The sequence below is a fragment of the Spiribacter salinus M19-40 genome, from assembly GCF_000319575.2.
Taxonomy (GTDB): domain Bacteria; phylum Pseudomonadota; class Gammaproteobacteria; order Nitrococcales; family Nitrococcaceae; genus Spiribacter; species Spiribacter salinus.
The window spans coordinates 1,668,868-1,683,754 of sequence record NC_021291.1 but is presented as its reverse complement, the minus strand read 5'-3'; the positions used below and the strand labels follow the sequence as shown (position 1 = coordinate 1,683,754).

General features: G+C 64.0%; 16 protein-coding genes and 1 other RNA gene. 11 read left to right on the top strand and 6 right to left on the bottom strand.

Going from position 1 to position 14,887, the window contains the following annotated elements:
- Positions 1 to 34: 34 nt before the first annotated feature.
- From SPISAL_RS08340 to SPISAL_RS08330, 4 genes are all read right to left on the bottom strand, one after another.
- A complete protein-coding gene (locus SPISAL_RS08340; RefSeq protein WP_016354036.1) occupies positions 35 to 673 on the bottom strand; it encodes a 5-formyltetrahydrofolate cyclo-ligase in 639 nt (212 codons plus the stop codon).
- Between the two features lie 18 nt (positions 674 to 691).
- A non-coding RNA gene (ssrS, locus tag SPISAL_RS08855) (6S RNA) lies at positions 692 to 881 on the bottom strand.
- 59 nt (positions 882 to 940) lie between these two features.
- Positions 941 to 1,252 (bottom strand): cell division protein ZapA, encoded by a 312-nt coding sequence (locus SPISAL_RS08335; protein ID WP_016354035.1) that lies wholly within the window; start codon positions 1,250 to 1,252, stop codon positions 941 to 943.
- The gene (locus tag SPISAL_RS08330; RefSeq protein ID WP_016354034.1) at positions 1,252 to 1,467 is read right to left on the bottom strand and encodes a TIGR02449 family protein; all 216 of its coding nucleotides are present in this window, start codon (positions 1,465 to 1,467) and stop codon (positions 1,252 to 1,254) included. Before SPISAL_RS08330 ends, SPISAL_RS08335 begins: the two co-directional genes overlap by 1 nt.
- A gap of 55 nt (positions 1,468 to 1,522) precedes the next feature.
- On the opposite strand from SPISAL_RS08330, the gene SPISAL_RS08325 reads away from it, so the two are divergent.
- The 6 genes from SPISAL_RS08325 to SPISAL_RS08300 are packed head-to-tail and all read left to right on the top strand — an operon-like array spanning position 1,523 to position 7,449.
- Positions 1,523 to 2,110, top strand: a complete 588-nt coding sequence (locus SPISAL_RS08325) for a UPF0149 family protein (protein ID WP_144060409.1) — start codon at positions 1,523 to 1,525, stop codon at positions 2,108 to 2,110.
- Positions 2,110 to 3,426, top strand: a complete 1,317-nt coding sequence (pepP, locus tag SPISAL_RS08320) for a Xaa-Pro aminopeptidase (RefSeq protein ID WP_016354032.1) — start codon at positions 2,110 to 2,112, stop codon at positions 3,424 to 3,426. Before SPISAL_RS08325 ends, pepP begins: the two co-directional genes overlap by 1 nt.
- Complete coding sequence (gene ubiH, locus SPISAL_RS08315; protein ID WP_016354031.1) at positions 3,423 to 4,724, top strand: 2-octaprenyl-6-methoxyphenyl hydroxylase; 1,302 nt, start codon at positions 3,423 to 3,425, stop codon at positions 4,722 to 4,724. The genes pepP and ubiH overlap by 4 nt, the downstream gene beginning before the upstream one ends.
- Positions 4,717 to 5,109, top strand: a complete 393-nt coding sequence (gene gcvH / locus SPISAL_RS08310; RefSeq protein WP_016354030.1) for a glycine cleavage system protein GcvH — start codon at positions 4,717 to 4,719, stop codon at positions 5,107 to 5,109. The genes ubiH and gcvH overlap by 8 nt, the downstream gene beginning before the upstream one ends.
- 35 nt (positions 5,110 to 5,144) lie before the next feature.
- Complete coding sequence (tpx, locus tag SPISAL_RS08305) at positions 5,145 to 5,660, top strand: thiol peroxidase (RefSeq protein ID WP_016354029.1); 516 nt, start codon at positions 5,145 to 5,147, stop codon at positions 5,658 to 5,660.
- The gene (locus SPISAL_RS08300; RefSeq protein WP_016354028.1) at positions 5,653 to 7,449 is read left to right on the top strand and encodes a phospho-sugar mutase; all 1,797 of its coding nucleotides are present in this window, start codon (positions 5,653 to 5,655) and stop codon (positions 7,447 to 7,449) included. The genes tpx and SPISAL_RS08300 overlap by 8 nt, the downstream gene beginning before the upstream one ends.
- Here the strand turns inward: SPISAL_RS08300 and SPISAL_RS08295 are convergent.
- Positions 7,446 to 8,450, bottom strand: a complete 1,005-nt coding sequence (locus SPISAL_RS08295) for an NAD-dependent epimerase (protein ID WP_016354027.1) — start codon at positions 8,448 to 8,450, stop codon at positions 7,446 to 7,448. The genes SPISAL_RS08300 and SPISAL_RS08295 overlap by 4 nt on opposite strands.
- 106 nt (positions 8,451 to 8,556) lie before the next feature.
- On the opposite strand from SPISAL_RS08295, the gene SPISAL_RS08290 reads away from it, so the two are divergent.
- The 5 genes from SPISAL_RS08290 to SPISAL_RS08270 all read left to right on the top strand — a co-directional run bounded on the left by SPISAL_RS08290 (position 8,557) and on the right by SPISAL_RS08270 (position 14,449).
- Entirely contained in the window at positions 8,557 to 9,519 is a 963-nt protein-coding gene (locus SPISAL_RS08290) for an NAD-dependent epimerase/dehydratase family protein (RefSeq protein ID WP_016354026.1), read from the top strand.
- Positions 9,516 to 10,070, top strand: a complete 555-nt coding sequence (locus SPISAL_RS08285; protein ID WP_016354025.1) for a sugar transferase — start codon at positions 9,516 to 9,518, stop codon at positions 10,068 to 10,070. The genes SPISAL_RS08290 and SPISAL_RS08285 overlap by 4 nt, the downstream gene beginning before the upstream one ends.
- On the top strand, positions 10,063 to 12,018 hold the full coding sequence (locus tag SPISAL_RS08280) for a polysaccharide biosynthesis protein (RefSeq protein WP_016354024.1): 1,956 nt from the start codon (positions 10,063 to 10,065) through the stop codon (positions 12,016 to 12,018). The genes SPISAL_RS08285 and SPISAL_RS08280 overlap by 8 nt, the downstream gene beginning before the upstream one ends.
- Positions 12,019 to 12,038: 20 nt before the next feature.
- A complete protein-coding gene (gene galE, locus SPISAL_RS08275; protein WP_016354023.1) occupies positions 12,039 to 13,070 on the top strand; it encodes a UDP-glucose 4-epimerase GalE in 1,032 nt (343 codons plus the stop codon).
- A gap of 104 nt (positions 13,071 to 13,174) precedes the next feature.
- Complete coding sequence (locus SPISAL_RS08270; RefSeq protein WP_016354022.1) at positions 13,175 to 14,449, top strand: O-acetylhomoserine aminocarboxypropyltransferase/cysteine synthase family protein; 1,275 nt, start codon at positions 13,175 to 13,177, stop codon at positions 14,447 to 14,449.
- Here the strand turns inward: SPISAL_RS08270 and SPISAL_RS08265 are convergent.
- Positions 14,446 to 14,796 (bottom strand): thiol-disulfide oxidoreductase DCC family protein, encoded by a 351-nt coding sequence (locus SPISAL_RS08265; RefSeq protein ID WP_144060408.1) that lies wholly within the window; start codon positions 14,794 to 14,796, stop codon positions 14,446 to 14,448. The genes SPISAL_RS08270 and SPISAL_RS08265 overlap by 4 nt on opposite strands.
- Positions 14,797 to 14,887 lie beyond the last annotated feature (91 nt).

Here is a 14,887-nt window from a genome sequence, read left to right as displayed (position 1 = left end):
ACTCCGTGTTTCTACGCTGAATTAGGGAGACAGCCTACCACGTGAGCGTGCGCTGGTCCGTGACACAGGCCTCAAGCGGCTGATCCCAGGGCTCTGAAGGCAGCGCGGACACTTGCTGGCAGGCATGGGCAATGCCCACCAGACGCGGGCGGCGAAACCGGGTCCGCGCCGCCAATGTGCGGTCGTAGAAGCCACCGCCCATGCCCAGGCGATGACCCTGGTCATCGAACCCGACCAGTGGCATCAACAGCAGATCGAGTGTATTGAGTGGAATGACCCGCCGGTGTGTCCGGATGGGTTCGGGAATGCCAAGCCACCCCGGACGGAGGGCATCGCCGGGTTGGTAGTCACGAAACACCAACGCCCCCTGCTGAAGGACGGCCCGCCGTCCACGCTGACCCCGCGGTGGCCGGATAACCGGCAGGGCGACGTGCTTGCCTGCCTGATGGGCGGCGTGAATGAGCGCGGTTGTCTCGATCTCGCCATCGCCGGAGAGGAACAGGCCCACCACGCGCGCGCGTTGCCAGATAGGCAGGTGTTGAACACGCCAGGTGAGAGCGGCGGCGGCCTGCGCTGCCGCACGGCCGCGCACAGCTCGGCGGGCGGCCCGCAGCGACTGACGCAGGGCTTGTTTGTGGGCGGCCGTGGCGGGATCGCGCGGTTCGCGCGTCATGACAGAGCGAATGAATAGCGGTTACCCACAGCGCCGTTCGGACAACGCCCTTGAACCCTCTGGTTCAGGTCGGGGAGGGCGAGTGATGCCTTAGGCTTTCCGCCAGAGGCGGACGTGCACACCAGCACCACTACCAACGTCTCCCCTGAGGCGCATGATTGTAGGGTCAAGAATGCAAAATGCCCGTCATCGAACGCCGCAGGTAACCTTAGAACAGTCTGCATACCGCACCGTGACACGTCCAGCGCTTTCGCAGGCGGGCTGTGATCAGCGCCGCAATTCTGCGGGGATGTCGACACTGTCGAGATAGTCGCTGATGGTCTGATCCAGTTGCTCAAGCCGACCCTGCACCTCACCACTGCCCGCCACGGTTTGCTGCGCCTCGAGGAGTTCGTGGGTCAGGTTGAGCGCGGCCATGATGGCGATGCGATCAATGCCCACGATCTTGCCGGCATCCCGGATTTCCCGCATACGCGCATCGAGCTGCCGGGCCGAGGCGAGCAGGCCATCACGTTCTTCGGGTGGCGCTGCCACCATGAATTCGCGATCGAGGATGTGGACTTTGACAGGCTCACTCATCAGCTCTGCTCCAGGGCTTTCAGACGGCTGATCATTGCCTCTAGCCGCGCCCGCGCGGTCTCGTTCTTATCGAGTAGCGCGGCCCGCTCGGCATTCAGTGATTCCTGGGCGTTAAGCAATACCCGGTTTTCATCGCGCAACTGATCGCACAGCCGCATGAGCCGATCGACCCGCTGCTCGAGCTGAATGACCTGTTCAGTAACCGAATCAACCACTTGAAGCGCCCCCGTCGAATGCTCTGGAGCCTAGCACGAATGCTAGAATATGCCCATGAACGATCCTGAACGCTACACCGAACTCACCGCGGCCCTGGCGGCGGTCGATGCCAATGTTTCAGCGGCCGAAGCCCAGGGCATGCTCTGCGGGCTTTTCTGCAGCCCCAACGAGCCGGAGGCCGCCCGCTGGATCGCCCAGGTCCTGGAGGGGCTCTCGCCCAAGGGTGAGCCCGCCCGCGAGGTGCTCGAGGCCCTGACTCAGCTCTACCACGACACCCGTGATCGACTTGAGAACGACAGTCTCGAGTTTGAACCCCTGCTGCCTGATGACGAGGCCGATCTGCCGGAGCGGGCGACGGCGCTCGGGCGCTGGTGCGAGGGGTTTTTGTTCGGGCTGGGAATGGCGGGCGGTCACGACCCCGCCGAGCTGCCCCGCGAGGCCAACGAAGTGGTGAACGATCTGACCGAGATCGCCCGCATTGATACAGACGCGGAGAGCGACGAGGACAGCGAGATCGCCTACACCGAGCTGGTGGAATACCTGCGGGCCGCGACGCTGCTGGTGCGCGAACACACCGCGCTGCCTTCTTCCAGTCAGCCCGTGGATGGCGGCACCGCGCCCGGGTCGGAGTTTGTGCCGTGATGACGCCGCGTATGGAGCCCGCTGAGCACGCCCGGCGCCGCGACACCCTCATGGCACATGTGGGCGACAATGGCATTGCGGTGATCGCCGCTGCCCCGGAGCGCCCGCGTAATCGGGATGTGCAGCACCCCTATCGCCAGGACAGCGACTTCCTCTACCTCACCGGCTTTAACGAGCCGGATGCCGTCGCCGTGCTGGTGCCGGGTCGGCCGCAGGGCCAGTACCTGTTGTTCTCGCGAGAGCGTGACCCCCAGCGCGAGACCTGGGAGGGCCGCACCATCGGTCAGGCCGCGGCCGTCGAGCACTATGGTGCGGATGATGCCTTCCCCATCGATGATATTGACGACATCCTCCCCGGGCTCATGGAGGGCCGAGAGCAGCTCTACTGCGCCATGGGGGCGGACCCGGATTTTGACCAGCGCCTGATCGGCTGGGTGAATGCCCTGCGTGCCCGGGCGCGGGCGGGCGTGAAGGCCCCGCTGGAATATGTCTCCTTAGAGCATGTCGTCCACGAAATGCGCCTGATTAAATCCCGGGCCGAGATCGCCCGCCTGCGCGAGGCCGCGCGCATCAGCGCCGCTGCCCACCAGCGGCTGCTCGGCGTGCTGCGCCCGGGCCTCAAGGAATACGAAATCGAGGCCGAGCTTCTCTATGACTTCCGCCGCCACAATGGTGAGCCAGCCTATCCGACGATTACCGGCAGCGGGGCGAACGCCTGCGTGCTGCACTACATCGCGAACGACGCCGAGCTGCAGGATGGCGAGATGATTCTGATCGACGCCGGCATGGAGCTCGGCGGTTACGCGGCGGACATCACCCGCACGCTGCCCATTAATGGCCGGTACACGGCGGAACAACGGGCGATCTATGACATCGTGCTGGCGGCCCAGGCCGCCGCCCTCGAACACGTCCGTCCCGGTGCGCACTGGAATGCAGGCCATGAGGCGGCCACGCGCGTCATTGCCGCGGGTCTGCTCGATCTGGGGCTACTCGAGGGCGATCTGGATGACGTGATCGAGCGTGGCGCCTATCGGCCGTTTTTCATGCATCGCACGGGGCACTGGCTTGGCATGGACGTCCATGATGTGGGGGATTACAAGGTGGACGGCCATTGGCGCGAGCTTGAGCCCGGCATGGTGCTCACCGTTGAGCCGGGGCTCTATATCCCGCCAGGCAGCCCGGTGGATGCGCGCTGGCAGGGGATTGGCGTGCGCATCGAGGATAACTGCGTGATTACCCGCACCGGCCACGAAAACCTGACCGAGGCAGTGCCAAAAGACCCCGACGTGATTGAAGCGGCCATGGCGGTACCATGAAGACGATGGATTTTGATGTTCTCATCGCCGGTGGCGGGCTGGTGGGCGCGAGCCTGGCACTGGCCTTGCGGGGCAGCGGGCTGCAGGTCGCCGTGGTCGAGCCCGTACCGGCCGAGGCCACCCAACAGCCGAGTTTTGACGACCGCCAGACCGCCCTTGCGCCAACCTCGCGACGCTTTTTCGAGCGCCTTGGCGTATGGGATGCCATCGAATCAGGCGCGACGCCCATTCGCCAGATCCATGTCTCTGACCGGGGCCATGGCGGCTTCACGCGCCTGCGTGCCGAGGAAGAGGGGCTGCCCGCACTCGGTCACGTGGCACCCAACCGCGTGCTGGGTGACGCGCTGCAGCCCGCGCTGGCCGAGGCCGCCACGCTTTTTTGTCCCGCCGAGATACTGGACACCCACGTTTTAATGGACGGTGCCGAGGCAGATGTCCGGCCGATGGGCCGCAAGGTGCGCGTGGGGACGGAGGCCGGTGAGATCACCTTGAACACCCGCCTGCTGGTGGTGGCCGATGGCATGCATTCAGCGACCCGGGAGGCCCTCGGTGTTGGCACGCATGCCCGGGATTACGGCCAGAGCGCGATCATCGCGAACCTGCGCACGGAACGGCCCCATGGCGGCGTTGCCTACGAGCGCTTTACCCCGGACGGCCCGCTGGCCCTGCTGCCGAGCCGGGATGAGACCGTGTCATTGGTCTGGACGCTGCCCCATGACGAAGCGGAGACGGCGGCACAAACCTGGGATGACGTCACGTTTCTTGCCGAGCTTCAGGCCGCCTTTGGCTGGCGCCTCGGTCGCCTGGAATCGGTTGGTTCGCGCTCGGTCTATCCCTTGGCCGCCGTCACGGCGGAGGCCTTTGCCACCGAGCGCGCCGTGATCCTCGGCAACGCCGCGCACGCGCTACACCCGGTAGCAGGCCAGGGGCTGAACCTGGCCCTGCGGGACGTAGCCGCGCTGGCCGAAGCCCTTGGCGCGGTCTCCGTCGATCCCCGGGTCGACGCCCCAGCGTCGGCGATCGACCCGGGCGATCCCGAGGTCCTCAACCACTACGCGCAGGCGCGGCAGAGCGACTACCGGCGCACCTTCACGTTTACCGATGGACTGGTCCGGCTCTTTTCCAACGAATGCCTGCCGCTGGTGGCCGCCCGTAATCTGGGATTGACGGCGCTGGATCTGTTCCCGCCCGCCCGGCGCTACCTGCTCAAGCAGGCCACCGGCGCCGCGGGCAATGTGCCCACCCTTTGCCAATCCCCCTCACCTTCCATGGAGCGACGAGAGAACCAAAATGAGTGACATTCCCGCGGATCTTAAATACACCGCGACCCACGAGTGGGTGCGCGATGAGGGTGATGGCCACGTCACCGTCGGGATTACCGAGCATGCCCAGGCCTCGCTGGGGGATCTGGTGTTTGTCGAGTTGCCCGAGGGTGAGGGCACGGTCGAGGCGGGCGCGGCCTGTGCGGTGGTCGAATCGGTAAAGGCTGCCTCGGATATTTACGCGCCGGTGGACGGCGAAGTGACGGGCAAGAACGAGCGCCTGAGCGATGAGCCCGAGTTAATCAATTCCGACCCGTACGGCGAGGGCTGGATTTTCACCATGACCCTGGCTGATGCCGGCGCGCTCACCGAGCTGCTGGATGCCGAGGGTTACGCCGACATGGTCGCCGAAGAAGAATAAACCGGCCCGACGGGCCGCTGACTGGAGCGTTTCCTATGATCACCATCACCCGCCGGGGCGAGCCCGTGCACATCAACGGCGATTTGCCGGCCGTGGGCGACAAGGCCCCGGACTTCAAATTGACGCGCCAGGATCTGAGCGACGTCACGCTCGCGGACTACGCCGGGCTGCGCAAGGTGCTCAGCATTGTCCCCAGCCTTGATACGCCCACCTGCGCCATGTCCGCCCGCCAGTTCAACCAGCGCGCCGGGGCCCTTGAGAACACCGTGGTGCTGAATATCTCGGCCGACCTGCCCTTCGCGATGGCCCGATTTTGCGAGGTTGAGGGCATTGATGCGGTCGAGTCCCTGTCGATGATGCGCGACCGCCGCTTCGCGACTGACTATGGCGTCCTGCAACTTGACGGCCCGATGGCGGGTCTCACCGCCCGGGCGGTTCTGGTACTGGACACCCACGATTCGGTGATCTACCGGGAGCTGGTCCCGGAGATCCGCCAGGAGCCGGACTACGAAGCGGCATTGGCCGCGCTCGCGACCGTAGGCAATGAATGAGACAAGCGAAAACCTGACCCGAGCCAAGGCCTGGCGAGACGCGGATCCAGACCCCGAGACCCGCGCGGAGTTGGATGCGCGCATCCAGCGCGTCGAGGGGGCCCAGGCCCGTGGCGAGGCCATCGAGCTCGAGGCGCTGCGCGCCTGCTTTGAGCCTCCGCTCAGCTTCGGCACCGCCGGCCTGCGCGGCCTGAAAGGCCCCGGTCCCGCGCATATGAACCACCGTCTGATACAGCGGGTGACTGCGGTCATCGCCGATGTTCTGCGTGCCGAAGTCCCGGATGCGGCCGAGCGGGGCGTGGTGATCGGTTATGACGCCCGTCATGGCTCGCAGGCCCTGGCCGAGACGGCGGCGCAGACGGTCGCGGGCGCAGAGTTGGGTGTCCATGTCTTCGATGACTATGCGGCGACGCCACTGGTCGCCTTTGCCACCCGGGAATTGGGCGCCGCCGCCGGGATTGTGCTCACGGCCAGCCATAACCCGCCGGAATACTTGGGCTACAAGGTGTACTGGTCTCACGGCGCGCAGATCGTCCCACCGATTGACGAGCGGATCGCTCAGGCCCTGGGGGCGCTGCCCACGGCGGTAGTGATCCCCCAGGCAAGGCCGGATGACGCCTGGCATGTCCATGGCGAGGCCCTGCGACAGCGGTATCTCCAGGCGATTGCCCGCCCGCCGGCCAGCGAAGGCGCCCATCTTCGCGTTGCCTACAGCGCCATGCATGGCGTGGCAGGTGGGCTCGTCAAGGCCGCACTGGCCGCGCAAGACAATGTCGAGCTCCATGAAGTGGGGGCTCAGGCGCGACCGGATGGCGACTTTCCCACCGTCAATTTCCCGAACCCGGAGGAGCCGGGCGCGCTCGATCACCTCACCGCGCTCGCATCGGAGGTCCATGCCGACATTGCGCTCGCGACTGATCCGGATGGCGATCGCCTGGCCGTCGCGGTCCCGGATCAAACCGGAGACTGGCAGGTACTCATGGGGGATCAGACCGGCGTGCTGCTAGCGGATTTCCTGCTGCGGGAGACGTTCAGTGCCGACTCGCCGGCCGGCGCTGCCGCGCCATCGGCTCGCGCCTTTGTGATGAACACGGTCGTGAGCTCGCGCTTGCTGGGCCGCGTGGCTGAGGCCCATGGCGTTGATTGGGAGCAGACACTCACCGGCTTTAAGTGGCTCTGGCACCGGGCGCTCCAGCGCGAAGCCGCGGGCGGCCGGTTCATCTTTGCCTACGAGGACGCCATTGGCTTTTGCCCCACGCCGCGGGTGCGTGACAAGGATGGGGTGGCTGCCGCGGTGGCCGTCACCGAAATGGCCAAGGCGGCCAAGGCCGCGGGCACGGCGCTGCATGAGACGCTGATGGCGCTCTATGCACGCCACGGTTTGTCCATTAATCGCCAGATCAGCGTTCAACTCGAGGGCGAGGGCGCTCATGAGCGGATGAATGCCCGCCTGCAGGCCCTGCGTGATGACCCACCCGTCACCCTTGCCGGGCTGAGCGTGACCCGTATCCATGATTACGCGGCGGCGGAGCGTTCCCGCCCCGATGGCAGCGACGTCGAGCCCATTCCGCTGCCGGCGACCAACCTGATCCAGCTTGATCTCGCCGCATCGGCTGGGACATCCTCGCCGGCTAACGGCACCTATCATGTCAGCATCCGGCCCAGCGGCACGGAGCCGAAGCTAAAGATCTACCTGGAGTATCTGGGTCGGGCAGGGTCAAACGATCTGGATAGCGAGCGTGCCGCCGCGGACCGGGTACTGGAAGCACTCGGCAACGCTTTCATTTAAACCTGATAGTAGTCGCGATACCACGCCACAAAACGCCGGATACCCTCTTCCACGGAGGTAGCGGGTTGATAGCGGACAGCCTGTTCCAGGTCCTTGGCGCTGGCCCAGGTGTCTGGCACATCGCCAGGCTGTAGCGGCAGCATCTCCATGTCGGCCTCGAGGCCGAGTTCGGACTCCAGCACCTTGATGTAGTGGAATAACTGCACCGGCTGGTTATTGCCGATGTTGAAGAGGCGCCATGGCGCCGCGCTGGTGGCTGGGTCCGGGTGGTCGCTATCCCAATCAGGATTGCCGGTGGCGGGGTTGTCACAGGCCCGGATGACGCCCTCCACGATGTCTTCGACAAACGTGAAGTCCCGCTGATGATGGCCGTGGTTAAACACCTGTATCGGCTCGCCAGCCAGGATTTTGCGGGTAAACAGGAAAAGCGCCATATCCGGCCGGCCCCAAGGCCCGTACACCGTAAAGAACCGGAGGCCCGTGCACGGCAAGCCAAAGAGGTGGGCATAGCTGTGCGCCATCAACTCGTTGGCGCGCTTGGTCGCGCCATAAATGGCCAGCGGGTGATCGGCTGGCTCGTGCTCGGTGAACGGCATGTGGGTGTTGGCCCCGTAGACGGAGCTGGTCGAGGCGTAGACGAGGTGCTCGACCGCGTTGTACCGACAGCCCTCCAAGACGTTCAAAAAGCCGGTGACGTTGCTGTCCACATAGCTTTGGGGGTTCTCGAGCGAGTAACGCACACCGGCCTGGGCCGCGAGATGGATGACCCGATCGAACCCTTCGGAAAAGACTTGGCGTATCGCGCCCGCATCGGCCAGGTCGACGCGCCGGAAATCGAACCGGGGCGCATCCTGAAGCTGGGCCAGACGGGCTTCCTTTAGTGTCACGTCGTAATAGGGGCCCAGATTATCCAGCCCGACGACGGTGTCCCCACGGGCCAGGAGCTGCGCGCAGGTGTGGTAACCGATGAATCCGGCCGCGCCGGTAACGAGTAGTTTCATGCGCCGAAAGATACCCGGGGCTCAGGCGGGACGCCAGGATGTCGCGTGGGGGTTGCCAGACCTGCCCGGTGCTGGGCATTCTCCAATCCAACTGGCGAGGGTTCTGATGGGCGATCCAATTGAGCGAGGCGGTGCCCGCGTGGCTGAGCAGCAGCCTTGTCGCGTGCTGGTCACAGGTGCCAGCGGTTTTATTGGGCGCGCTTTGTTGCCGGCTCTGGCGGCTGAAGGTCACGACGTCACCGCCGCAACCTGGCGACTGACCCCGGATAACCCCGGCGGTGAGGCCGCGCAGCGTGAAGCACTTGCCGGGTGTGATCGTGTCATCCATTTGGCGGCTGAAGCCCATCAGCGCGTCGCCGGCCGATCGCTGGAATCGCTGCGTGCGGTGAATGTCGAGGCCACCCTGGCGTTGGCCCACCAGGCGCGCGCAGCCGGTGTCCGGCACTTTATTTTCATGAGCTCAATTGGCGTTCTGGGTCAGTCGAGCCCAGCGCCGCTGGATGAGTCAGCGCCTGTAGCGCCAACCGAGCCGTATGCCCGGAGCAAGGCGGAAGCTGAGGCAGCGCTATGGTCACTCGCTGATGACGACATGGCGGTCAGCGTCGTTCGCCCGCCCCTGGTTCACGGCCCGCATGCACCCGGCAACTTCGGCCGACTACTGGATTGGGCCCACAAAGGCATGCCCCTGCCGTTGGCCGGGATCACAGACAACCGCCGCAGCTTGCTGGGTCTGCACAATCTGGTCGACTTCCTCTGCCATCTCCTCGTGAATCCCCACGCGCGTAACCAGACGTTTCATGTCTGTGATGACGAGACGGTCTCTACCGCTGGGCTTTTGCGCGTTCTGGCCCGGGCCACCGGGCGTGAGCCGCGGCTTTTCTACATCCCGCCGGTCCTGTTGAGGTGGGCAGCGCGAGTCCTGCCGGGAACCGGTGCAGTGCAGCGGCTCCTCGGGTCATTAACCGTGGATAACCAGAAGGCCTACCGCCTTCTGGGTTGGCGTCCGCCCTGGACGCTTGAGCAAGGCCTGAGCTTTGCGGTGTCCTCGCATCAGAGGGCGCCCGAGTGATTCGCGCCCTGGATCTGGTTTTGGCACTGATCGGCCTGCTTGCACTCATGCCCTTATTGTTGCTCATCACCGCGCTGGGTTTGCTGGAGACCGGGTCACCGTTTTACCGGCAGCTGCGCGTCGGCCGTCACCGTGAGCCATTTGTCCTCATCAAATTCCGGACCATGCGGCCAGGCACCCCCTCAGTAGCCACGCACCTGGCCGATCAGACAGCGATCACGCGCGGCGGCCAGATCTTGCGGCGCACAAAACTTGATGAGCTTCCTCAGCTGTGGAACGTCCTCAAAGGCGACATGAGTCTCGTCGGACCGCGTCCGTGTTTGCCGAGTCAGCATGCGCTGATCGCCGAGCGGGTGGCCCGCGGGGTCTTTTCCGAGCGCCCGGGGATCACCGGGTTCGGCCAGATCGCTGGAGTGGATATGTCGGATCCCGTAACGTTGGCTCAAAAGGACGCCGCACTGGTCAGGGATTTACGATTGAAAACCTATGTGCGGTGCCTGGTGATGACGCTATCGGGTCAGGGTCAGGGAGATCGTATTCGTCATGAGTAACCGCCTGAAAGGGGTGTTCGACTGGCAGCGACCGCGCAAGCAGGCGCTCATGATGGCCGGTGATGCGGTCATGATGATGCTGGTGGTCTGGGCGGCGTTCTCGCTGCGCATGGGTGATGTGCTCTCGGACAAGCTCTTTGCCTACTGGTACCTGCCGCTTGTTTTGCCCCTCCTCAGCGTGCCGCTTTTTTATTGGTCTGGCATGTATAGCGCGGTTGTCCGCTACATGGGTCCCTCCGACGTCTGGGCGGTTGTGCGGGGCGTGACCCTCTCAACGCTTGTCTTTGTCGCGATCGTTGCCTTTTTGGGTCTTCAGGGCGTGCCGCGCGCCACGATCACTATCTACTGGTTGATCGCGCTTTTGCTTATTGGCGGTAGCCGATTCCTGATCCGGGCCTGGCATCAGGCGGATCGGCATCGGCGTGCCGCTGAAGAGCCCGTGATCATTTACGGGGCCGGCTCAGCGGGGCTGCAGCTGGTCAGCTCACTGTTGTCGACGGGGGATTACCTGCCTGTGGCCTTCGTGGATGACAACCCACGTTTGCACGGCACGATGATCCGGGGCGTTCCGGTCTACCCGCCGATGCGGCTGGGTCGGCTTATCGCCCAGCTGGGGGTCGGCAATATCCTGCTGGCCCTACCCACGGCCACGCTGGGCCGGCGGCGTGAAATTCTGGCGACGCTGGAGCGGTATCCCGTGCATGTGCGCACGCTCCCCAGCATGACGGACCTCGTTTCGGGCGCGGCGCGCTTGCAGGACATTCGTGAAGTGGATGTCGAGGACCTGTTGGGGCGCGAGGCGGTCCCGCCTGATCCGGATTTGCTCGGCCGATGTGTAACGCGCCAGTCCGTGATGATCACCGGCGCTGGCGGGTCGATCGGTAGCGAACTCTGCCGACAGGTGCTGGCGCAGTCACCCCGTCGCCTTGTTTTGCTGGAGCGCTCCGAGCTGGCGCTCTATCGAATCGAGCAGGAACTCACGGCACTGGCGAGCGTGAATGACCAGACGATCGAAATCATCCCGGTGCTGGGCTCGGTGCTTCATCGCAAGCGCATGCGGCATAGCCTCGAGCGCTATGGTGTGGATACGGTGTATCACGCGGCGGCTTACAAGCACGTGCCACTGGTGGAAGCCAACCCGGTTGAGGGGGTGCGTAACAATGGCTTTGGCACCTGGCATGCGGCGTTGGCCGCTGAAGACGCGGGTGTGAGTCATTTTGTGCTTGTCTCGACGGATAAGGCGGTTCGTCCGACCAGTGTGATGGGCGCCAGTAAGCGGATTGCCGAGTTTGCGGTGCAGGCGATTGCCGCCCGCGGGTCGACGACACGCTTTGGGATTGTGCGGTTCGGCAATGTGCTGGACTCGTCGGGTTCGGTGATTCCGTTGTTTCGGCGTCAGATTCGTGAGGGTGGCCCGGTCACTGTGACCCACCCAGACGCCACGCGCTATTTCATGACGATCCCCGAGGCAGCCAGCCTCGTGATTCAGTCGGGGGCGATGGCAAACGCCGGTGAGGTGTTTGTTCTGGATATGAGTGAGCCGGTTCGCATCAGAGATCTGGCGCGTCGGTTGATTCAACTCAGCGGGTGTTCCGTACGTGATCAGGGCAACGCCAAAGGGGATATCGCGATCGAATTCATTGGGTTGCGTCCCGGAGAAAAGCTCCACGAGGAGCTGGTCCAGGGCGACGATATCATGGGTACATCACATCCCATGATCCTGCAGGCGCGGGAAGCGCATCCCGAGTGGCGAGTCTTCGTGGACTGGATAACCGCACTCGATGAGGCCTTTCACGCCCAGGATTTGGAGCGCGTCATGGCACTGGTTGTTGAGTGCGTGCCGGGGTACCGGCGACAGGCATTGGCAAGCGCTGGTACGCGCGCTGACTCGCAGGGAGCTGATGTCGTGTCGATTCAGCGGCCGTCAGCCGGTTTCAGAAAGATTTGACCCCCTCGTTCACGCGTTCCATGAAAATTCTGGTTACAGGTGCAAGTGGATTTATTGGCTCTCACACCGTTCTGGTGCTCTTGGAAGCCGGCCATGAGGTGGTGGGCGTTGATAACCTAACCAATAGCTCGCGTGAGTCACTACGCCGGGTGGAGAGCCTCACGCATCGCCGGGTGCGTTTCATTGAGGCCGATATTCGGGATCGCGCCGCAATGGCCGACGTGATGAAGGCGTCATCGGATCGCCCCTTTGATGCCGTGATGCACCTCGCTGGGCTGAAGGCAGTGAGCGAGAGTACACAGCAACCGCTGACCTACTATGAAAACAATCTCGACGGCACGCTGGCGCTACTCAACGTCATGCAGTCCGCGGATATTCGGCGCATTATCTTTAGCTCTTCGGCCACCGTTTATGGCGATCCGGTGGCGGTACCGATTCCCGAGACAGCGCCGGTCGGCCAGCCTGCTCACCCCTATGGTTACACCAAGCTGATGATCGAGCGGGTACTGTGTGATCTGGCATCAGCGGATCCGCGCTGGTCAGTCGCGCTACTGCGGTATTTCAATCCGGTCGGGGCGCACCCGAGCGGGCAGATTGGCGAGGACCCGTCGGGCACACCGAACAATCTGGTGCCATTTATCAGCCAGGTGGCTGTAGGGCGTCGCGATGCATTAACCCTTTACGGAGATGATTACCCCACGTCCGACGGCACCGGCGTGCGGGACTACATCCATGTCATGGACCTGGCTCGGGGGCATCTGGCGGCACTGGACTATCTGGCAGGCCATGATGTTACCGGGTCTCGCATCTGGAACCTGGGCACGGGCCGCGGTTATTCCGTGCGGGAGGTGGTGGCCGCGTTTGAAAAGGCGGCTGAGCGAACGATTCCAGTGCGGGTTGCGCCGCGGCGCCCGGGCGATATCGCCGCCTGCTATGCCGATCCGACCCTTGCACAGGCGCAACTTGGCTGGCGGCCGGAATACAAACTCGATGCGATGATGCGCGATGCCTGGAACTGGCAGCGTCAGAATCCTGCGGGGTATTCGGATTAGTCGCCGAGCTGACGCTTCGTTATAACCATATGCCCAATTGATCGATGGCGTGGCAGCCCTTGCGGGTTATGCTACGGGGCTTATCTGCCCGAGGAGATCCCAATATGAAACTCGAAACCCAGGCGATCCACGCCGGCTATTCCCCGGACCCCACCACCAAGGCGGTGGCGGTGCCGATGTATCAGACGACGTCTTACGCGTTTGATGACACGCAGCACGGGGCGGACCTATTCGACCTGAAGGTCGAGGGCAATATCTACACCCGCATCATGAACCCCACCAATGCGGCCCTTGAGCAGCGGGTGGCGGAGATGGAAGGCGGGATTGCCGGGCTGGCGCTGGCGTCGGGCATGGCGGCGATCACCTACTCAATTCAGTGCATCACCACGGTGGGTGACAACATTGTCACCACAAGCCAGCTCTATGGCGGCACATACAACCTGTTTGCCCATGGCATGCCGAACATGGGCATCGAGGTGCGCTTTGCGAGCGGTGATGATCCGGCGGCCATGGAAGCGCTGATTGATGAGAAGACCAAGGCCGTTTTTGCCGAAACTGTCGGTAATCCCAACGGCAATGTCGTCGACATCGAGGCACTGGCGGCGATGGCGCACCGTCACGGTGTGCCGCTGATTGTGGATAACACGGTGCCAACCCCGGTGCTGTGGCGACCGATCGAGCATGGCGCGGACATCGTGGTGCACTCGCTGACCAAGGCCATGGGTGGTCATGGCACGACGGTGGGCGGCGTGATTGTCGACTCGGGTAATTTCCCCTGGGCTGAGCATGCCGACAAGTACCCGATGCTGACTCAGCCGGACCCGTCCTATCACGGGGTGGTGTACACGGAGGCGTTGGGCGCGGCGGCGTATATCGGCCGCTGCCGGGTGGCGCCATTGCGCAACATGGGCGCAGCACTCTCGCCAATGAATGCGTTCATGCTGCTGCAGGGCATTGAGACGGTGCCGCTGCGGATGGCGCGCCATGGCGAAAACGCGATCGCCGTGGCCGAGCACCTGAAGGCCCATCCGGGCGTGACCTGGGTGAAGTACGCCGGCCTGCCGGACAGCCCGTATTACTCGCTGGTGCAGAAGTACATGGGCGGCAATGCCGGAGGGATTCTCAGTTTTGGTATCGATGGCGGTGAAGCCGCCGGGGCTAAGTTCATCGACGCGCTGGGCCTGATCCTGCGGCTGGTGAACATCGGCGATGCGAAGTCACTGGCCTGCCACCCGGCGACGACGACGCACCGTCAGCTCGATGACCGCGAGCTCGCCACGGCGGGCGTGAGCCGCGATATGGTCCGCCTGTCCGTGGGCATCGAGCATATTGACGACATCATTGCGGATATCGATCAGGCGCTGAAGGCCGCGGGCTAACGCATCCGCCAGGCTGCCCAGCGGTTGTAGGCGAAGTCCGCGATGTGAAAGATCCCGGGTAGGCCCAGTATGGCGGTGGTGAGGCGTAAGCCCGCGAGGCGCCAGTACCCGAGCGTGGCGGCAAAGCCAACGCGCATGCGCTCACCGTCATGGAAGTGGATGCGCTCCATCATCGCCTGCAGTGTGTAACCCGGCGGGGGGTCGAAGTCCGGATCGCTGATGTCCACAAGCGTCGCATGGGGCTCGAGCCGCGGCCGGAGATGCGCGATCTCACGCCGACACAATCCGCAGGAATGGTCGTAATAAAGTCTGGCTTTTCGGGTCGGTTGGCTGCTCAAATGAAGCATCCTGTTGTTTGACGATGGACGAGCGCAGATGCCAAGCATACCGCAGCGACAGACTGAGTCGGACACGATCGCACGCCGAGCCATCATCGGG